Here is a 21,096-nt window from a genome sequence, read left to right on the forward strand (position 1 = left end):
CAAATTAATTAAAAATTATAACGCAAGCCTAATTGCATTTGCCATCTCGACTGATTAACATCTATTTGATAAGGTGACGTAGGCAGCTCCCATGTATATGTAGGGTAGCCTCCAACCGACCTGCCCGTTGGCTTAAGGCCCACACTTGCCGCGGAGTTAAACAAATCGGACGAGAAGTATACCCTCCCCCAGTTTTTATATAGGAGATTGGTTAAATTAAATATGTCGTAAGTAATAGTGAAAGAATGGCCTTTGGTTAGCTTTCCATTCAGCAAAAACGTTTGCGAAATACGTAGATCAGCATTAGTGTTCCATGGTGTGCGGGCACCGTTACGCTCGGTAAACTGTCCACGATGCGAACTCAGGTAAGGAACCGAACGTAAATACTTGTTAAACTCCTCCGCCTGATCTGCCTGACTTTTTTGAACTATGGACCCGTTCGACAAGGTGATACGGCCGCCCTGAAAATACCTGAAAGTTTCCTCAGGCGTGGGTATGTATACTAACCCCACCTGCTGACCTGTATTTTGCAGGGAAACCGACGGATTAACAAAACCATAGGTAAATGGCTGCCCCGAACTGGCGCTGATGAAAGCACTTACATTGGTGATCATTCGCTTCCCGGCACCGTAACTCAGGCGGTAATTTACCGTACCGATGATGCGGTGGCGCACATCAAAATTAGAGTACGCCAGTCCCGGGTTATTGGGGTTGAGCGATTGATTCAGCTGCCAGTTTGATTCCATGGAATTGCGTATCCCGTTGGCCAGATCTTTTGATTCGCCATAGGTATACGCAGCCATCAGGTCGAGACCAAATAAAAAGCGTTTACTCAGCTGCGCGGTGGCGCTGTAGCGATAACCTTGATGTGTGTTCGTCATCAGGTACATGGCAGAAAACGCGGGATCATTAGAGCGGCCGCTGAAGATTGGCTGCTGATTATTCCGGTCATACAAATAATAAGAAACGCTGTCCTGCACGTTGATTTGTTTAAACTGCACATCGTAAATTGTTTTGGTGTAAACACCTTCTATCGAAAACTTGTAGCCATTGCCTGCATCAACATCCAGCGCTGCACTGGTACGCCAAACCTGCGGCATTTTAAAATCGTTGTCAATATAATCAACCTGCGTAGGCCCGTTTCCGTTAAGTGCCGCCAGCCCGTTCTCATTTGCCGCTATGGCCGCTATGCCGTTACGTGAAGGAATACGCGGATCGGTACCCGCTGCCGGTATAGTAGGCGGCACCGGCGGAATGGCCGATGGGTTGCCCACATAGTTGTACCGCTTATCGAACGAACCAAAATCGGCACCGTTATTATAAAAGGCATAACCTAACCAGGCAAAAGGGATACGGCCGGTAAATAAACCTGTACCTCCTCGTAGTACCGTTTTTTTGTCGCCGCTAAGGTCGAAATTAAAGCCAACGCGCGGCGAGAACTGAATTTTCCCTAAATAACCGTTATCAATATCGGCAGGCTTGGTATACGTATAGGTTGTGCCGTAAAACGGATCAGTGCGGGCACGTGTGGTTTTGAGCGATATCTTTTGCTTATCAGGAATCGCGGTCATATCCAATCGCAGGCCGGGTATCAGTTTAAACCGGGTAGAAAATGCTATTTCATCCTGTGCATATACACTGTACAAATTTACTTTAAACTGTGTAACAGGGTTGTTGAACAAGTAATCGCGGTCCTGGTTATTATAATAGAAATTACCGCGGATACGGCTTGGCTGCCCGGCAATAAAATCGTTAATGCTCGCGTAATCTATACGGCCGTTGGGTGAATTTACAAAATCATAAGTAATGTTATATAACTCATTATGTGTGCCTATGGTAAAGGTATGCCTGCCTTTAAATATGGTCACGTTATCGGTAATTTCAAAACTTTTTTGGCGCATGTTAAATACACTTGCCTCGCGATCGGTTCCCAGCAAAATAGTGGTACCGGATGTATTTCCGGCTATCTGTATCTGCGGATAATAAGCGTACGATAAGGGGTTGCGGTAATCGTGCACCGTGGTGTAGCCCAAAACCAGGTTATTTGATATTGTGCTGTTGAAGGTTGATTTCAATTCAGATACGGTTGCTACCTGGTTATTATGCTGCACAAAATCGATACCTGAAAAACGGAAGTTCTGTGCATCGCGCGTTAGATTAGTGGCTTCAGAAGTAACCACATTGCTTCTGACAGACAATTGATGCTGATCAGAGATATTCCAATCCACACGGTTAAAGAACTTTTTTGATTTGGCGTAAATGGTATAGTCGCCCGCCGTACCCGGGCCGGCATATAAGCCCTGCGGATCTATGTTCTTTTTATAGTTATCGCTGTTATAAAAATCATAAATGCGCTGGGCATCTGCTGCTGTTAAAATGGGTTGTGTAATAGCCGAATTGATGGTTTGCGCCAATGGCTGCTGATTATCGGTAAGTTCGGCATTGGTAAAAAAGAATAGTTTATTACGAATGATGGGGAAGCCAATTCTGAATCCGGTTTGCAGGTCATGATAATCATTGGATAACCTGCCTGTGCCCGATGCATGATCGGGGCCGGTAAAGGAGCCCAGTTTACCAAAAGCGTAAACCGAACCTTCTACATGATTGGTACCCGACCGTGTTACCGCGTTGATGGAACCACCTGTGAAATTACCTATCTTAACGTCATAAGGCGCCACATACACCTGTATATCCTGTATCGCATCTATAGATATTGGATTAGAACGGGTAGAGGAACCTATCTGGCCCGAGATACCTGTTTGGCCGCCTAACGACGGCGAGAAACCAATTGCATCGTTATTAATAGCGCCATCAATAGTAACATTATTGTAACGAAAATTGGTACCCACAAATGAGTTACCGTTGTATTGGGGGGTAAGGCGTGTATAATCTTGCAAACTGCGCGCGCCGGCAGGCAGGTTACGCAGGGTTGCCGAACCAATATTTGTGCCTGCCCCTGTGCTATTGGCCTTTGAACTTTGCGAACCTTTAATTTCAACTATATTAAGCAGTTTAGCGTTGGATGGCATAACAAAATCAACCGACCCTGCCGAGCCGAGCGCAACCATGATGCTATCTTTTGTCTGTGTATCATAACCCACAAAGGTGACGGTAACGGTATAGGGGCCGCCAACCCGCAGGTTCACCAATGCATACCGGCTGATGGAATTGGTTTTGGTGATATACTTTGTACCTGTAGGCTCATGTACCGCGGTAACAGTAGCGCCCGGCAAAAAGGCACTGGTTTCGTCGGTAATCCTGCCGCTGAGTGAGCCGGTGGTTTCCTGGGCAAACAGCTTGGGCACACCAGCCAGCAGCAGTAACAGCAAAAAGCATAACCGAATGAAATTGAGCGTTATAAAACGTTTAGGTTGTATATTAATAATCATAGGTGAAAGTTCTTGAGCCTTTATAGCTGAATTGAATATTATCGAAGGTTTCTATAGATTTTACCGGCAGTCCTTTATCGTTATACTCGTATTTCCATACCGATTGATAAATATCTACAGGCGTCAATATCGGTTCGGAGCCGCTGCCCGGCCCGCCGGGACTGTAAATAACGCCTACCATTTTACCCTCGGTTACGTTGTTTTTGTTTACCAGCGCGGCAAATTCGCCTGGTAGCTTTATACTACTTTGCAGGGTAGGGAAATTGTTAAAAGGATTAGGATTGTTATCAAATTTATAATAGCTGTTTTGTCTTAAAGTTGGCCTGTTTTGCAGGTCGAACTGGTTTTTGGTGATCTGTATCACGTTATTACCCGCAGCATCATAGGTAAACAGGTATTGATATTTAACCGGCAGCTTCAGCGGCTGCTTAAGCGAATCTAATACGGAAATCAGTTTACCCGTACCACTCTGATAGGTGAATACCACTTTGCCGGTATCAGTTAATGTAGTATAATTGATTTGCTTGGGCTTTTTAGTTGCAGGGTCATAAATTATATTTTGCGTGCCCGAATTATTGGCCTGCGCTTTTACCAGTTGTTTGGCGGCATCATAGCTTAAGGAATAGGAAAAAAGGGCTTGTGTATTTTTTTCAAAAACGTTTACCGGCAGATCATCCTGGTACGATAAGGAAAAGGTGGTTACGGGCAATACGTCATAATCATTTTTCACCAGATCGTAACGAAAGATTTTGCCCGATGCTGATTTGCCCGCGGCCACCGGCACATCGTTTTTATTACAACTTGTAAAGCCGGTAACAAAAGCGGCAAGCACGATGATATAAGTATGGATACTGATTTTTTTCATGGTATTATCTGGCATAGTAAAATGAGTTTACACCAACAGGTATGTAAGAGATAACCGAACGGTACCCTAAGTAATTATAGGCCTCGGTAGATGATTGTGTAACCGGTACCTTTGTAGGGCCTACTGCAACAGGTATGGTGGCCACCGTGGGGTGATAGCTTTTGCCATCGTAACGGAGCAGGAAGCTGTCGCGGTAGGTTCTGTTATAAAGCCCGAATGAATTGTATACCGGCAGCCAATCGCCCACCCCCAGTGGGGCGGCACCCGTGGCGGCAGATTCACCTGCCTTGTAAGCCAGTACCCTGAAGTAACGGGGCAGGCCAACGGTATCGGGCGCGTTGGTTTGTGGGTTTATACGCATGTAGCGCCCAAGCGGTATCTCGGTAAAAGGTTGGTCGTCTTTAGTTTGAAAACGTCCGAGGCCTTTTGCGGCCAGAAACTCCTGCCCTATTTTGGTGATAAAACGTACAGTAAACCGGTACGACGGATCAAAATAGTCGGCCCTTGGCCCATACATCGGGGCAAGGTATACGTCAATCGAGTCGGTATTCTGGTTAAGTACCTGATCGTTATAAACCGGGGTGAAATTAATAAAGCGTACATAAGCGCAGGTATCCTTAAACTGTTGAAACTTATCGGGATGATCTTTAAACGATATGATGTCCATGTCCTGAGAGTTAAAGGAAATCGTTTCAGACATGCCATACGGGAAGCCGTTCTCGGTATTCTGGCCCGCTGTTGTGTACGCCTTAACAGATGACTTATTAACCAGCAGAGAGGTTTGTATTGCTCCCCCTTCCAAGTTAACCTGCCTTTCATAAAACTTTGGCCCTCTTACCGATACCATATTACCGTACTGGTTAGCTGTAACCACGCCATAAAGTGATATAGTATGCTGTGCCGCCGGCAGCGATGCCCAGTTAAAAAAGTTAAACTTATTGATATTGGGCGCAAGCATTATTCTATTAGTGGGATTAGGAAAGTAAGAGAACCTGCTGCCGTCAGTAAAATAATAGCCGTATACGCCGGCAAAGTTTAAAGGTGTATTATCACTCCAGCCACCTGATGGGTAATTTACCGTAACGGTAGATGGCTGATTAGGATCTTCCTGGTAAATACTTCCATCGGGGTTGTGCACTACCGAATCGCCGTTGGCATTAGTTAACCCATCCATTGCGAATTGTATTTTGCCGCCGCCCGGTGCATCTATCACAATAAATCTGAAATAGGACTGGGCATATTCGGGCGACATTTTCACGTCTTTTTTGCAACCTGCGAACAATGCCGCTGTAAGGAAGCTTAACAACACGATTGGTTTTATTTTCATCACGGTTTAGCTTGTGTTTTATCAATAAATAAAGGGATGTAGGAATTATAGGTGGAGTTAGTAGCGCCAATATCAATACGGCCATACACGTTTGGTGCGTTTTTGCTGCTGCCGTCATCGTTCAGTACATAAATACCGGTGGCGCCAAATCCATTGTATGGCAGGCTCTTGTTGGCGTAATAAATGTGCTTACCCGCCCAAACAAAACCCTGATTATAATCTTCGTTAGTATTGTCACTCAGGGCATCAATCCAATTTTGCTTCCCATATAATTTTACCAGTACACCCGTTGCCGCATTAAACTTATAAATCGCTTTTTCCGGGTTCGCATAATCTTTGTTGATGGTATAGATCAATATATTGTCGTCATGAGAAGGGTCGGTGAGGTATTCCACGATGGTCAACCCGGGCGGCAAAGGGATCGTGCCAACTGCTCCCCCGCCTCTTGGCATGTAATGCAGCTCAGATATCATATTGGGTCCGTTAGAATATCCGTTATTATATGGCTTTCCATAAAAAACATAGTTTTTGGCAAAATCAAGTCCATAAGAAGCGTCTTCAGCAATCGGGTAATTAACGTAGCTTGGTTTAAAGGAATTGGCAGTTTTGGCAGTTGCCACATTACCCGTCATAAACCTGTTACCGATACCGAGCTTAATGTAGATCTGGTTACCATCAATTCCCAATCGTAGTGTAAGATGATTGGGGATGTTTATAGTACCATAAATAGGATCCTCAAATGGTTTAAATCCTATTTCAGATGTGAGAAGTGTATCCTGCCAAATGATGGTTTTGGTAACCGACGGCTTAAGCGTTAGTTTGGTTAGCGAGTAGGTTACAATTTCATAATTGTACTGATCTCTGCGCAGGTAATAAGCATTACCTTCACTGTCCGATACGATGTTGGTTTTAACGAAAGCATAATTACTTCCGTAATCAGATAGCGTACCGGGTTGGCTTGTTCCGTCACCAGGTTGTGAAATTTCACGGGGTTCAAAATTAAAAGGCGCTTCGATAGCATAAGGTTCTCTACCCTGATCTAACCCTCGATAAAGCTTTATACCGCTCACTGATGAGTAATCAGCATAACGTACTATCCAGTGCAAACGTCCGTCTTGCAGCGGGCTGGGTTTATTAACCGTCATGGGATATGGCATGGAAACCAGGCCATTGGTAGTGATCACTAAAGATCCGGTAGCATTCGCGTTAGTAATAATTGCTCTGATAGTAGTATCTGTTACATTTAAAACCCGAAGTAAACCACCGGCCGGTGCAACACCGTTCAGTTTGTAGGGCGTAGTAAAATTTTGGCCTTTTATCAGAACGGTGTCCCCCGGAGTAACATTTGATGGGGTAACCGAAGTAATAACCGGTTGACCGGTTACAATAATCTGCAGTATATCAGGGTAAACGGTCGCCTTCCCTCCGGCATACGCCACACTGAGCTGGCCATTAGATACCCCTTCCGGAATTACCGCTGTTATTTGTGCCTGCGTGGCACTGATCACTTTAAGTGCCGCGGTGCCTATCGATACCAGGTTCTCCGACGGGTTACTGCTAAAGTTGCTTCCGCTCACCACAATGGTATCGCCTATATTGAACCTCGTTTTGTTGATGCCCGAAATGGTAACGGTAGGTACTTCTTTAGTTTCTTCCTTTTTGCATCCGCCAAAAAGCACAAGCAGGCTCAGCAAAAGCGCGATGATCATCACCGGCATGGCACCATGATCATACACACGGCTGTTTGCCTTGTTTTTAAGTATTGTTTCTGTCAACATCATGGCTTAATATTTATAATATAATGTGGTGTTATTGGTGTACGAGCTGCTGGTAGCATACGCGTCTGATATAAAATGCACAAAGGGCTTAATAGGCTTTGGTTCACCGGTGTAACGTGTACCCGGCAACAGGCCCATTACATAAATGGTACCGCTGTTGCCGCCTTTAAAGGGCAGTTTCATGGCAGCAGTTTGAAACGGAAGCGTTGTTTTGCCGGCATCGGTGATGTACAGATCCTGCGTTACCAGCGTGGGGTTGATCTGCTGGTAATCGGTAGCCTGGCCGAACGGCACCCCGGCCGCGATCACCGGGCCCGACGGGCTGCCGGTATGCAGGTCAAAGGCTGCTAAACCACCCATCAGGTTGATAACGCGCAGTTTAAAAAAGGCAGGATCGGGGGTTCGGTCGTTTTGCATTACAAATGAATTGCACTGCGTTTTGCTATCATTACGCGGCACCAAACAAATGGTATAAGACAGGTTCTCCTGAAAGTCGTAATTAAATACATTATAGGTGGGCGAGAAAGTACGCGCGGCCAGAGTACTTGCTTTATAAGAGCCCGGACTGATCTGTACAGGAAATGGGAAACGGGCGTTTGCGGCCATACTTGGCGGGTTCCAGTCATATACCCCCGTGGTATCCTCTTCCGGACTCGTAGAAGGGTACACAATGGGCCAGCGCTGCGCCGCCAGCGTTGCCTGGTTAAGCTGAACATTTATACCGGTATAAACACCCTGTGAACCCGGAACAGTTGGATCGAAAATAATATTAGGCAAATTGTAAGCGCCGTGCACCAGCCTTACCTCGGCCATGGTAGACGAGTTACCGGGGAAGGTAACGGTTGATATTGCCAACTCTTCAAGGCTCTCGGGATGCCCGTCTTCCACAATAAAAAACTGGGGCTGTGGCTCAATGGTAGGCGCAGGCGTCAGGAAGTTCTTCATATCGCCGGTAGCGATAACCGAGTAACTTTTTCCGTCTTCCAACGGTACGGGCAAAAACGTAAATCTGATATTATACTGGCCCGTGTTATTATAGCCGTAACCCGACATATTAAAGGCGAGTACCTTATTTCCCCCTTTGGTAGTGGAATAAGTTTCTGAAGGTGTTTTGATATCGTTAACATAATCAAACCGTGCCTGCGGAATGGTAAGGTTGGTACCCGCCCCCGTGTTGGGCGTTACCGTAATACTGCTGCTATTGTAACCGCTCATGAGGTTAAGAAAGCGAACAGCCGAATAACCATTACCCGGGTGGTAAACCTCCTCAGGATAATATACCAAGGAAGGTACAACTGATGCCTTGGTACCATTATTAACATCATACCCCTGCGACACAGGAAATACCATATAGCTTGTATTGGGTTTAAAAGCGATGGTAGCCATTGACCTGAACAAGGAGTTTATTCTCGGATTATAGGTTACGATCAACTTGCTGCTGGGCTGCTGGGCATTCGGGTTAAAGGCTGTAAGCGTTGAATAATATTTACTGAACGTGTTCAACTTTACATTTTCGCGCGGTAAGCCATCAACAGATAGCGTGAGCGCCGTATCATAGGTAAATGCGTTAAAGAAGTGAAACTGGGGAGGCACCGCGGCTACGGAATCCACATGTGTAAACAGCCGTCCGTCCTTTTTACATCCGGTTAGGTGCACACCGGCAAACAGCATCATAAAAATGGGTACAATAACCGTATAAGAGGATAAGCGGCTCAGCCTTTGCAATATACTTTTCATTACTTGTGTTGTTATTGTGTTTATTTATTAGTGTAATTGGTGTGCTTGATCATAATGAGCCTTAACTTTTGCTTTTCATCAGCCGTGTTTAGCAAACCGATTGCGGCCATGGTATAATTACCCGGGTTGGTTTTTAAAGGGAAGAAAGCCTTGCTTTCAATAGAAAATACCTTTTTGCTGGCTAATGTATCCGGCCGTTGCGTACTCAATCTTAAATTGAATGTTGCGGGCTGAAGTTGAACACGGCCATCAAATACCGCTGTAAAAGTGTTGTTGCTTTCAGTGGCATAACTTTTATAGCCCATATCCGCGGTCATACGGGTATCTGTACCGCCGATCACCGTAGCTGAGGTAACAAACATGTTGCCTGCATCGGCACACAGGTTGAACACTTTAAATTTAACAGGCTCTATATAACCCGGACCGGCATAACCGGGTGCCTGATAATCGGTTGTTGATATATTGTTGCTTTGCTGAAAAACCTGGGGGGTATTATTCTGGTCGGCGGTATAATACAAGGTATAGTTTGCCAGCCGGGGTATTTTTATATCGTAAGTATATAGTGTGCGTCCGCCCTGTGTAAAAGTGCAGGTAACGTTTCCTGAGGGAACGGTTATTGGCGCTGTATATTTACCAAAGGGCAGCGAGTTATACTGATGTGTTTCACCTGTCTGGGGCTTCATGGTCAGCTGCAGATCCTGCTGACCTGGGTTGGCATTCACCACCTGCACTTTACCAAAATCATCAAGCGTATTGGCGCCATACTGTTTGTCAAGTATCACGTTGTACATGTTACCAAAAACGTAAATACTGTAACAGGCGCCAGCATTAAAGGGATAGCTGCCCCGGTTACCGGCATTTGAGCCTATACCCTGAAAAAAGCCCGATGGATCCGTATAAAAAGGATGCACACTGAAATAAATCTCCCCCGCGCCCGCCATGGAAAACGCGATACCGAATGAGGAGGTTAGGTTATTGAATTTACCCGAATAGTTAAAGTACTTCAGCGAATCCGGGTACTGATTGAAGAGCAGTAGTTGCTGCATACCATAAGGTACTTCCGCATAGTTCGAGGTGCTGCCATAAGGCACCTGCTGTAAACCGCTTACCGCCGTGCTATCAGCATATTGCAGGCTCACCGGAAATTGTTTACCAGTTGAGTTAGGGAAATCATAAGGTAGCTCGTAAGTATTTCGCATAACGGGCAGATGGTAACCAAAGTTTACTATCCGTACCTTAAACTTACCCGGCACTGGCGGGGGCTCATTGATGGCGGTCATCGGTATGTATTTAACATCATATTTGCCATCGGGTCCGGCATACAGTACCAGGTTGTTAAACCCGCTGTTGGGCGGTATATTAATTTCGGCTGAGGTACAAATCACCTTGCGCTCGTCAATCTTGTTAGATATTGGCGAGTAGTTGGGTATTTTAGCAACTTTAAAGCGATAAGTACCACCAGTATGGGGCAAAGTCATTATCGGCGGAATACCGGAACCCTGCGTTCCGCGTATGCCCCACTTTGAATTGGAATAGATCATGCTGGTGTCTGTTCCGCTTATCGCGTACAAGGCATACCCCATTGGCGAAAACGAACTATCAGGTAAAAGATTGAAGATATGAAGCGTATCCAGCTTGGTAATTTCTATGGGCTCAAACTTCGACAGGCTGGCAGCCTCTTTTTTACAGCTTTGCAAGTACAAACTTCCTGACAACAACACGATAAGCAGTAAATACAGTGTTTTTAAACTTTTCATCATTTTCATTATAAGCTATATTTAAACCCAATGGTGTAAACTGCACCATAAGCAAAGCGTCGGCGTATGTAAGTGGCATTGTCAACCCCGAAAGTGTGCGAGTTACCGGCATTGCCGTAAGCAAACTCTGTGGCCGAATTCAGCAGGTTTTTGCCGAACATTTTCAGCTGTAGCCGCGAGGTGATTTTTTGTGAATACACCACGTCAAAACTCGCGGGCGGGTATTCGTAAATATTGGGGGAACCATCGGCGTTAATGTCAGACAGGCGCTTGCCTGTACGCGCATACAACAGGTTGATCTGTGAACCCCATTTAGGGTAACCGACGTCAATGTTAATATTGTAAGCGTAATTGGGCTGGTCAACCAGGGGGCGTTTTTTATCTGCCGTACGGTCCAGCAGAGCGATAGCCCGGTAACCTACCGAATCAATAGTGGCCTCGCTTTTGGCAAGCATTAAACTGGCGTTTATACCTATGTATTTCCCAAAGTTGAAAAGGCCGCCAAGGTTTCGCCGTATTTCAAACTCCAAACCATACACCTTTCCAACGCTGGGGTTGTTTCTGAAGGTGACAAAGGTATTTTGAAAGCCAAATTGGTCGATAAAAGAACCGTTGGCGCTTGCCGGAATATACACCCTTTCTATTTGTCCGGTAACGGTTTTATAGAAAAGCGAACCTGCAATGAGCTGATCCTGGCCGATGAACCAGTCGGTACGGAAATCATAATTATTGAAAACCCCGTTTTGCAGATCTTTGTTACCATACACAGTGATCTGCTGTATTGGATCGCGCTGGGCTGACAGTACGATCTCGTTAATTTCCGGCCTGATGAGCGTACGGCTAAAGGCAAGCCTGAAATTGATATCTTTAATTCCCTTGTAAATAATTGAGCCTGAAGGCAGCCAGTTATAAGTAAGGTAATTGGTTTTATACAGGCGGGTAAATTCTTCGTTTGTTTTAATGCCAGTTCTGCCGGCAAAATCAGTATTCAGCGTATCGGGTGTGGCGCGGTAATCGGTATTCTCAATCCGCAAGCCACCTACCACGCGCCAAGCCTTGCTCAGGTGCAAATCGCCCATGGCATAAAACGCGACAATGGTTTGTTTTGCCCTGTAACTATTAATAAATGATTTGCCACCAATGGTATTTATACCGGCCTCGGGCACATATAGTACACCGGTTACCAGCGGCTTGCCCTCTACCACGTTTAAACCTTCCTGTACGCCTACAAATTGAGGGCCGCTCCAGGCATCCAAATCGCCGCCAAGTGTTGTCAGGTTGCCATAATACTGGTCGCTGCCATAATATTCGTTCTGGTACCTCGCCGGGCTAAGGTCCTGCCTGCGGGTATTCAATTCATTATAGCTCCTGTTACGGTGATAATAGTAAGTGCCGAATTTCAACAGCGATTCTTCGTCCTTCATAATGGAGAACGGCACTGTCAGATCGATCTTACCGTTTCGGTTTTTTTCGTTTAACAAACGGTAATACCGGTTAGATTCCGCGTAATAGGTATACTTATACTCCGATTTTACCAGTTGATTATCTTTTACGATGTAACCATTAGAATCTAAACGCATACGTGTTTCCCTGAAATCGGGATCGTTCTGTCGTGCTGTTGAGATACTCCCGTTATAGTTTAACTGCCATGGTTTCCAGTTTTTGCTAAGTCTGAACTGGTGATCGCCTTTTAACTGCACAGCGTGTAATGATCTTTCTGTCAATCTCAAAACATTGTCAAACAGGCGCTGGTGCGGCGGAAAGGTTGGCACCACGTTAGGGTCATTAGCTACCAGCGACGAGTTGGCGGTACCATCCTGCAATGTGGCGTTGCTTTCGGTACCGAAGTTGCCGTTATAGGTAGCGCTAATGGCATTGAACTTGTTGAAACGAAAGGCCACAGTCGTCAACCCGCCGTAGTTTAGCTGGCGCTGACCGGTGTTTTCGCTGAGCTGGTACAAAGGTACCAGGCGCAGTTCGTTCGGGTAAACAATATTGGGCTCACCCACGCCCGAAGAAGTTGGCACCTTGGTGGTGAAAAGATTATTCTCACCGGCAGGGTTGGATTGTGAACGACTATAATAATTCAACCCCATAATCAGGCCGATCACCTTTTCGCCTTTCAGGGCTATTTTGGTACCGCCGGTAATGCCGTATATCCTATCGAGCGGATATTGGGCAGGATTGGTGGTAAGCGTACGGCTAAAGCCTTCTTCCATTACTTTGTTAATGTGTAGCGCCGCATCGTAATGTGCCTGATCAATGTTACTGCTTCTTATCGCCTGATCTAACATGCCGCCAAACGTACCCCGTGGTATGGATCCGCCCCTGGCGGTATAATCAGACTGGAGGTTAAGATAATCTTGTGTTAAATTATGACGCTTTACATTTTGGCCCCAAAAGCCCATATCGGCATCGGCAAAGGAGTTGGCATAGCCCTGTATACCAATATTACCGTTCACCCCTGTTTGTGCCGAAAACTCTAAAAAAGGCTTATCAGGGATTGATTTGGTGTGTATTTCTACAACGGCGCCGTTGGCATCACCTGGTTTATCAGGTGTTATGGATTTTTCAACCACGATATTTTCGAGCAACTGCGCCGGTATCAGGTCGACAGAAACCGAACTACGCCCGGCATCTGAACCTGCCAAACGTGAGCCGTTTAACTGCACCACCACGTTTCGGTCGCTCAAGCCCCTTACGGTAATATATTTACCGTCCTTAACGGTAACACCGGTAACCCGTGAAAGTGCCTGCGCGGTGGTTATACTGGCCGTTCTTTCTATCTCAACAGCACCAATCGCGTCCTGTATGTTAGATGAGGCCCTGCGCATTTCGAGCAGGGCGCGCTGTGTGGTGGCTTTACGTGTGGCATCAATAACTACAGCCCCCAGCATACGGGCATCCGAACTCATAATAAGCGAAAGTTTGCCTACTTTACCGGCTTCAACAGTTATTTTCCGGCTTATAGGCTTCATGCCTAAAAAGGTAACCGACAGGGTATATTCACCCGGCCTTAATGATAACGAAAAGGCACCTTTCGCGTCGCTCATAACGCTTTGTTTGGTTTCAACAATGGTTATGGTTGCGCCAGGTAAAGCCTCCTTATCATCAGCCACTACGCCGCTTATGCCTGTTTTGATGCTCTGCTGGGCAGCGGCAGGTAAGGCCCCGGTTATCAAACTTATAATAAGTAACACGGATAGTATGCGACAGGATAACCGTAATATTCTATTCTGTAAAAACATATTGTGATGTTGGTTGCTTGGTATCAATATTTGGTTATTTGTGGGTTGAAGTTGCACCAGCCTGCGGTCCAGTCTTCGGTACCAAAAGCGCCTACGAATTTGATATCCTTGTTAATCAGCGGGATATCAACAGGTGAGCCTGATGGAAATTTTGCACCTTGTAGTAAAACAGAACCTGTTTTGGGCAATAAGTTAGGGTGACCAAGCATGTTGTAATTAGCCAGCCCTGCTATCCCGAGATCATCTTTTCCGGCATCCGGTTGCAACATTTTGGTAGTGTCATTATCTGCGGCAAAGCGGGTGTTTTTTGCATCGTTCCTGATGTTCTCAAAACCGCTGCCCGGCGATGTCGCATTCTCCAGCGAAAAAGCGCCGCCTCTGAACGGGTATTGGGCTGGAGCACCGCCGGTGATATAATTGTTGAACAGGTCAATAGCCCCGTATATAGAAGGCTGGGCGTAGTTATTCCATGTATCCCGGCCAAATATCGAAACGCCGCTTAACCAACTACCCGCTATTACAGAATTATATAAACTAACCTTGCTTGTATTGGGTATATAGTAACCTGTTCCGTTGGTTAAATTGCTGTAACCACCTATTTGAACCCCCCTGCCGGCATTATTACTTAGCGGATAACCGGGGCTGATACTTTTAATACCACGTGCTGATGGGTAATAGCCAATCAGGGTGATATTACTTAACCGTACCGGAGCACCCATCACAAATATTCCTTGCCCCAATGAAACATCGGCATTGTAAGGGTCTTTGAGGCCTAAGGCATATTGCAGAACAATATATGGCCCGTTAATTTTGAAATCGGTACCGGCACAGGCGAAGGCTACAAAGTATCTGCCTAAAGCATATTCAACATCTGAACCGGTATATTCAACAACGCTGTTTATATTAAAAGCATCACCCTGACTGTATGATACCTGGATATTACTGTAAGTGCTGCTGGCATCCATATTAAGAGCCAGGGCTACACCAGTTTTACCCGATGCATGATAACCGGCGTATTCTACCCGCATATACTTCAGTATGCCGTTTGGTAGGCTGCGCTCACCTGCCTTAATGGTTACGCCGCCCCAGTCACCCGGCTGACGGCTGTTCACCGGCTGATCAGATGTAAATATTACAGGTTTATCGGCCGTACCCTCAATACCGATATCGGAGGCTGTGACCGAGGCATGGGTAAGCTTCTCACCCAGTATCACCGTTCCGGCTTGTATGATCAGCTTATTATTAAAGATCACCTCACCGCGTAACAGGTATTTTTTATCGGCTGTAAGAATGGTGTTATCTACAATGGTACCCTGCAATACCGTTAAAAGGCTATATGCCAAATCACTTATTACCGTTTTACCGCCAACCTGAACTTTAATGGTTCCGTTTGAGGCAATCGCAGGTACAATTACCTGAAGTCGATTGGGGGTGGCTGTGGCAACCTCGCCGGGTACGCCGTTAAAGGTCACCTTGTTATTTTGCGGATTGCTGTCGAACCCGTTACCGTAAATAGAGATGACATCGCCGGTAGCAAAGCTCATAGGGCCATAGCCATGCAGGCCCAGATCGGGCTCCCCTGCTTTATCCTTTTTGCAGGAGGTAAAAACCGTTAGTGTAAAAACGAACAGGTAAAGTATTTTCTTCATAAGATGTAATTGCAATTGATTATTGGTAGGATACTTGCTGAGGCTGATAATTACTCCATGACGCGGCCCAGTCCGTACCGCCGAATGCCCCCCGGAAAGCTGTATTTCTTGCAAAAAATGTGTTGGCTAACATAGCCGATGAGAAATCGGCGCCCGACAGAAGCAGCGAGCCTGAAACAGGTGAAAACACCGGGCTTGTTAGTTTATTGTACTGCACACTATTAGTTAAACCATAATCATCATAAGGAGCATCATAGGTAGGATAAGGTAATAGCATCAGCCTGGCCGTATCGTTGTGTAACATAAAGGCACCGGCCTGCGTTGTACCGTCAATGCGTTCAAATCCTTTTCTGCTGCCTGTTATGTTTTCGGCGGAGAAACTGTAGCCGCGGAAAGGGGGAGAACCCGGAAGCGTACGTATCGCATTAGTACCGTCTGCCAGGGTATAAGTGACAGATGTATTGCGAATTACCGAGCCTGTGCTGCCATTTTCATACCCGGCCCACGATGCCGCGCCGTCAACAGAAATACCGGCCAGCCATGGTGCCGCTATTACTGAGTTGAATAATCTTAAAGTACCACTTGCAGGAGTAAGTACACCATTTACATTAGCCATTCCACCTATGCGTACTCCGCGGCCGGCATTTGCATTTAACACTTCATCATCAACCAAACCGTACAGATAGGTGGTATTGGGTACGATCTGCCTTGCCAGGCCATTATAGCCTATCAGGGTTAAGTTACTGATGGTTACCGGTCTTGATGATTGTACCAGCAAACCGTCGGCACGGAGTTGATCGGCATATACCGGGTCTTTGATCCCTAACAGAAATTGCCCGTACCCTTCAACACCGTTGGTGTAAGTAAAATCATTTCCGGCGCAGCCGTAAGCAATCAAATGGTCAATGTATTGTGAGCTGCCCCGTGCCGAATCAAACAAATAACCATCACCGGCGCTGTAACTTGCCTGTATATTATTAATATTACCGGCGGTTGTTGCCCGGCTCACCCGCAATGCCGCGCCTGGCGCTTCGGGCTGATGGTAGCCTGCATATTCTATCCGTACGTACTTGATCACATCGCCCGGAGACGCGCCGCCGTCTCCCGATAATTCAATCCCTTTCCAGTCGCCCGGCTGGCGAAAGGTAATGGCCTGATTAGATGAAAAAACCACGGGACTTGCCGCCGTTCCGTTCATCGCTACAGTGGCGCCCTGATCTATAATAAGTGCCGCCCTTGATGTTTTATCGCCTAAAATCGTAGTTCCGGCCTCAATGGTGAGCTTACTGCCGGTAAGCATATGAACATTTCCTTTAAGCAAATAGATCTGATCTGCCGTCCATTTGGTGTCTGTGCTGATATTATCTTTAACTACCGTAATTACCGCGAAGACTTTATCATAAGTGTTGGTATTACTGCCGGTTTGTACAGTGATATTGCCATTGCGGGGAGCGCCGGGCACTATCACCCGAAGGGTATTGGCTGAAGCTGTTATCACTTTGGCTTCTGCCCCATTTATTTTTACCGTGTTACCGGTAACGTTGTTTTGAAAGCCCGCGCCATATATACTTATGGTATCACCGGCACCGGCCATCGCCGGCTCCACTCCTGTAATGCCGTAACGGATACCCGGGTTAACCGTTTCCTTATCTTTTTTGCAGGAAATGACCGGAAACAAAAAAAGCAGGAGAACTGATTGAATGGTAAGCAGGTAAAATCTTTTTATCATATGCTGTGACTATTTAAGTTGGCGGCATCACTTATCAGCCGCTAATCACATACATGTATCCTAAACCTTAAAAACTCCCAAGTGTATAATGAAATATTTTTTTGAAATTTTAAAATAACGGGGTGTTAACCTAAAACTTAACAATAAGCAAAGGTTATTAATAACGAAATGAAAAAGGTGAAGTAAAAAATAGAAGCGCTAACCAGGTTAGGGCAGGAAAGAAAGAAACAGGAAAACCAGCACGGTAGTAATGAGCGACTGAATTTGCTGGTAGGAATTGACTAAATGGTTTTGAACGGTTTTTTGTGCGATCTGTAATTTTTCGGCAATAACATTGGTGGTCAGGTTATCTTCGTGACGCATTTGAAAAACACGTTTACGCTGCGGGGGCATCTTATCAAGAAGTTGTTCATAGGCCAGTTGCAGTTCGGCACTGATGACGGAATCGTCCGCGGCGCTGGCCTTTATATCCGCCAGTTCAAAATCGTTAGTCAATGATAAGCTTCCGCGTGTGCCTTGTTGTTTATTAACCCGGTATACCGAATACCTTACCGAAGAAAAAAGATAGGCTTTAAGATTCTCGATCCGGAGCGTTTCGCGGCGTTCCCACAGGCTGATGAAAACGTCTTGAATAAGGTCTTCACATTGATCGGTATCTTTCATCAAATTATACGCGTAAGCAAACAGTTTTTGCCAGTATTTATCATAGATCTGCGCAAAAACTTCCTGGTTACCTCCGGCCAATAATTTAAGTAGCTCCTGATCGTCCATAAATCACGCTTAATGAAGCGCTTCAAAAGTACCATCCCTGTATTAAGCACAACTACACAGGCTATTAATTAGATGTTAACTTACATGGTTGATAGCGTAGCAATTTTATTAAAAAAGCAGGCCTTTATTAAATACCTGCCCAATGAATACTTTCATTAAATACGCAGGGAGCTTAAATCTGTTGCGGGGTTGAGTATCGGTTTGCGCAATTTTTTGCCTGAACTTACATCCACTGGTCTGCATCTGCGCTGCGCAAAGGTTTCATTGCTAATAATCTCCGACGATCTTTCGTTCATGATCTCATCAAAATATGGTTTGACTCTTTTTAGTTCGAACCATCCATTTGAACGAAATTGGGCAATGTATGATAAACTACGAGTTGGATATAAATAAAAAAAAACGGGACAGAAAAGAATTTATCTAATCTGTCCCGTTTACCGTCGGGATGGCAGGATTCGAACCTGCGGCCTCCACATCCCAAATGTGGCGCGATACCGGGCTACGCTACATCCCGAAAGGGTTTGCAAAGGTACGTTTTTATTTCGCTGTTGCAAACATTATTTAAAAGTATTTTCTCAGCTGCCGTAACCGCCAAATAATTGCTTTTAATGCGGAGAGAGAGGGATTCGAACCCTCGGTACCGTTGCCAGTACGACAGTTTAGCAAACTGTTCCTTTCGGCCTCTCAGGCATCTCTCCGTTTAATGAACTAATCCCCGTTTTGGGTCTGCAAATATAGTAATTCAACCCTCCCGTCAAAAAAAAATTTATGTTTTCTTAATAATCTATTCGCACGTGGTAAATACTCATCAGCATTCGTTTAAAAATCGTTTTTATGGTTTCAATATCTTTCAGCGTTATGTCGCTGTCTTTCAGCTGGTCCTGATCGAGTTTGTATTTTACAATGCGGTCAACAAGGTCGCTGATGGATTTTTGGTCGGGTTCTTTTAAAGAGCGCGAAGCGGCCTCAACTGAGTCGGCAAGCATCAAAACACCCGTTTCTTTTGAGAAAGGAATGGGGCCCGGGTACCTGAAAATGTTCTCATCGATGAATTTTTCCGGAAAATTTTTCAAAAACGACTGGTAAAAATAATCTACACGGGTGTTGCCATGGTGCGTACGAATAAAATCGATCACCATATCGGGTAGGTTGGCCTTCCTGGCCATGTCGACCCCTTTGCTCACGTGCCTGATGATGATCTGCGCGCTCTCCTCGTACGGCAGCTTATCATGCGGATTAAAGCCCGAGATCTGATTCTCGATAAAGAACAGCGGATTTTCTATCTTCCCAATATCGTGATATAAAGCCCCTGCTCTTACCAGCAAAGCATTACCCCCTATCGAATATATTGCATTTTCGGCCAGATTAGCCACCTGTAACGAGTGCTGAAAGGTACCGGGGGCAGTGAATGCCATTTCGCGCAGTAATGGCGCGTTGGTATTGGTAAGTTCTATTAGGGTAATGTCTGATGTTAAGCCGAACACTTTTTCAAAAGCGTAAATCAACGGATAAGCGAGCAGGGTTAATAGTACGCTTACAGCGAAAGGTACAAAATCAACCCAGTCGATATTACTTAAGCTACCCTCGCGGATAAATGAGATGCCCAGGAAGGCCACAAAATAGCACGACATTATGATGATAGCCGAAATAAGGAACTGCTCGCGGCGAATCAGGTTTTTGATGGTGTAAATAGCCACCATGCCCGCGGTAATTTCATAGTAAGCGAATTCAAAACTATTCGGCACAAAAAATCCGGCTATCAGTACCACCAACAGGTGTATATACAGCGCCAAACGGGTATCAAACAATATCCGGATGATGATCGGTACAATACAATACGGGATATAATAAAGGTTAGGGATTTGCAACTTAATGGCCAGCGATAAAGTAGCCAGCATGGCCGTAATTACCATCAGGATGAGGCCTACCAAGCGGTTATCTACGTAAATATCTCGCCTGAAAAGGTACAGGAATACCATGATGAGCGATATGGCCAAACTCACTAACAGAAAACGGCCAAACAATACGATATTGAAATTGCCTTTTACACGGGCATTATCCTCAAAGGCTTTTTTGTACGATTGTAGTTTTTGAAATACTTCATCGCTCACTACCGACCCCTTGGCAATGATCACCTCACCGGCTTGCACCATACCACGGGTGATGGATAGGTTATCAACTACCTCTTTCTCTAATTTGGTAGTCAGCCTATCATCGTAATTAAGATTGGTTTGAAGGCGGTCGCTAATGAGGTCTAACAAAAAAGTTTTATCAATACCCTTATTTTTATTGAGCTCCTGCTCACAGTAAGCCAGCGCTTTTTCTTTGGTGTAAAGGTCGTTGGTATTTTTATCGGTAGCTATGTTATTATTCAGTACGGTAACAGTGTAATTTTCGCCGCCTTGCTGATGCTTGGTGTTGAGTTTAATGATACCACGACCGTAAACTTCAAACAGCAGTTTATTGCCAATGGTGATGTAGTCTTCCTTCAATTTATCATCGAGCCCGGCCCCGCGCCACTTCACTTCCAAATCGTTACGAAAACCTTCTATCTGGTCGCGGCCTGTTTGTTCTTCCAACCTGTAAATTGGTGTTATACTGGCGAGCGCGGCCTTGCGGTCATTCTGTATCTCTTCGGGTGTTTTAAGTATGGCGAAGTTATAGGGCGATACCAGGTCTTTTTGGTTCCAGATCCTCCCCTTTTCAAATTCGTACCTGAACTGGGCCTGTTTGGGCAATGCCATTACTATTACACATATACTTGCCAGTATCATCAAATACTTAATGTTACGGGCATATTTACGCAGCAAAGCCTTTTGGCGGGAAGTGGATAGTTGTACCATGTA

11 protein-coding genes and 2 tRNA genes are annotated in these 21,096 nt (G+C 45.5%); all 13 read right to left on the bottom strand.

What is annotated here, in order from left to right; translation table 11 throughout:
* Nucleotides 1-8: 8 nt before the first annotated feature.
* The 13 genes from ABD894_RS04275 to ABD894_RS04335 all read right to left on the bottom strand — a co-directional run bounded on the left by ABD894_RS04275 (nt 9) and on the right by ABD894_RS04335 (nt 21,093).
* Entirely contained in the window at nt 9-3,389 is a 3,381-nt protein-coding gene (locus tag ABD894_RS04275) for a TonB-dependent receptor (RefSeq protein WP_345209754.1), read from the bottom strand.
* Complete coding sequence (locus tag ABD894_RS04280) at nt 3,379-4,254, bottom strand: hypothetical protein (protein ID WP_345209755.1); 876 nt, start codon at nt 4,252-4,254, stop codon at nt 3,379-3,381. Before ABD894_RS04280 ends, ABD894_RS04275 begins: the two co-directional genes overlap by 11 nt.
* 4 nt (nt 4,255-4,258) lie before the next feature.
* The gene (locus ABD894_RS04285) at nt 4,259-5,581 is read right to left on the bottom strand and encodes a hypothetical protein (RefSeq protein ID WP_345209756.1); all 1,323 of its coding nucleotides are present in this window, start codon (nt 5,579-5,581) and stop codon (nt 4,259-4,261) included.
* On the bottom strand, nt 5,581-7,362 hold the full coding sequence (locus ABD894_RS04290; RefSeq protein ID WP_345209757.1) for an IPT/TIG domain-containing protein: 1,782 nt from the start codon (nt 7,360-7,362) through the stop codon (nt 5,581-5,583). The genes ABD894_RS04285 and ABD894_RS04290 overlap by 1 nt, the downstream gene beginning before the upstream one ends.
* Before the next feature lie 3 nt (nt 7,363-7,365).
* Nucleotides 7,366-9,096 (bottom strand): hypothetical protein, encoded by a 1,731-nt coding sequence (locus tag ABD894_RS04295; protein WP_345209758.1) that lies wholly within the window; start codon nt 9,094-9,096, stop codon nt 7,366-7,368.
* Between the two features lie 20 nt (nt 9,097-9,116).
* A complete protein-coding gene (locus ABD894_RS04300; protein ID WP_345209759.1) occupies nt 9,117-10,856 on the bottom strand; it encodes a hypothetical protein in 1,740 nt (579 codons plus the stop codon).
* A 5-nt stretch (nt 10,857-10,861) separates the two neighbouring features.
* The gene (locus ABD894_RS04305; protein ID WP_345209760.1) at nt 10,862-14,053 is read right to left on the bottom strand and encodes a TonB-dependent receptor; all 3,192 of its coding nucleotides are present in this window, start codon (nt 14,051-14,053) and stop codon (nt 10,862-10,864) included.
* Nucleotides 14,054-14,124: 71 nt separating this feature from the next.
* Nucleotides 14,125-15,750, bottom strand: coding sequence for an IPT/TIG domain-containing protein (locus tag ABD894_RS04310; RefSeq protein WP_345209761.1), 1,626 nt, complete (start codon nt 15,748-15,750; stop codon nt 14,125-14,127).
* Between the two features lie 19 nt (nt 15,751-15,769).
* A complete protein-coding gene (locus ABD894_RS04315; RefSeq protein WP_345209762.1) occupies nt 15,770-17,479 on the bottom strand; it encodes an IPT/TIG domain-containing protein in 1,710 nt (569 codons plus the stop codon).
* Between the two features lie 207 nt (nt 17,480-17,686).
* Complete coding sequence (locus tag ABD894_RS04320; RefSeq protein ID WP_345209763.1) at nt 17,687-18,250, bottom strand: RNA polymerase sigma factor; 564 nt, start codon at nt 18,248-18,250, stop codon at nt 17,687-17,689.
* A gap of 440 nt (nt 18,251-18,690) precedes the next feature.
* Nucleotides 18,691-18,764, bottom strand: a tRNA-Pro gene (locus ABD894_RS04325).
* A gap of 97 nt (nt 18,765-18,861) precedes the next feature.
* A tRNA-Ser gene (locus ABD894_RS04330) sits at nt 18,862-18,948 on the bottom strand.
* Nucleotides 18,949-19,026: 78 nt separating this feature from the next.
* Nucleotides 19,027-21,093, bottom strand: a complete 2,067-nt coding sequence (locus tag ABD894_RS04335; RefSeq protein ID WP_345209764.1) for an HD family phosphohydrolase — start codon at nt 21,091-21,093, stop codon at nt 19,027-19,029.
* Between the last annotated feature and the right edge of the window lie 3 nt (nt 21,094-21,096).

Origin of the sequence: Mucilaginibacter gynuensis, assembly GCF_039541195.1 — a bacterium.
Taxonomy (GTDB): Bacteria; Bacteroidota; Bacteroidia; order Sphingobacteriales; family Sphingobacteriaceae; genus Mucilaginibacter; species Mucilaginibacter gynuensis.